At 54.0% G+C, this 758-nt stretch carries 1 protein-coding gene; it reads right to left on the bottom strand.

The genetic code is table 11. The features are described from left to right. The coding region (locus tag SPM24T3_RS24075; protein WP_009639451.1) for an IS5 family transposase at positions 1-680 on the bottom strand (680 nt) is incomplete at its 3' end. Positions 681-758 lie beyond the last annotated feature (78 nt).

Here is a 758-nt window from a genome sequence, read left to right as displayed (position 1 = left end):
TACTCCGCCGGCCAGTAACCCGCCCGGGTTCGCGCCGGGATAAGCGCCCTAATTTTTTTTCGCCGCCGCTCGTCATGGCAAAGTTTTGTGTCATAAGCGCCATCGGCAGAAGCGACCTTAACTTTCCGGCGGGTCTGACGAATAAGTCCCGGGAATGCCTCTGCGTCGGTCACATTATTCAGGGACAGGTCAGCGCAGATAACCTCATGAGTACCGGCGTCCACCGCCAGGTGAAGTTTCCGCCAGACGCGGCGCTTTTCCTGACCGTGTTTTTTCACCTTCCACTCCCCTTCACCGAAGACTTTTAATCCGGTGGAGTCGATAACCAGATGGGCAATTTCGCCGCGCGTGGGGGTTTTAAACGGGATGTTGACGGACTTAGCCCGCCAGCTGACGCAGGAGTAATCCGGGCACCTGAGTGGGAGCTTCATCAGGGTAAAAATGGAGTCAATAAATCCCTGCGCGGCGCGCAGAGTGAGGCAAAAAACGTGTTTGAGCATAAGTACGGTAGAAATAGCGAGCTCAGAATAACGTTGAGGACGACCACGTGAAGACGTGTGGGGCTTGTCATACCAGGCCTGAATGGCCGACTCATCAAGCCAGAATGTCAGTGAGCCCCGATGAATGAGCGCCTTGTTGTAGGTAGCCCAGTGGGTGATTTTGAACTTTTGTTTTGCCACGTGATATCGCTGCAGGATCAGGAGTGTGGTGATCTGCTCCTGACTACGGCCAAAAGTTCGATTTATTCAACAAAGCCC

It is taken from the genome of Serratia sp. M24T3 (genome assembly GCF_000257645.1).
GTDB lineage: Bacteria > Pseudomonadota > Gammaproteobacteria > Enterobacterales > Enterobacteriaceae > Rouxiella.
The sequence above is the reverse complement of the archived record's forward strand: the minus strand, read 5'-3'. Positions and strand labels throughout refer to the sequence as shown.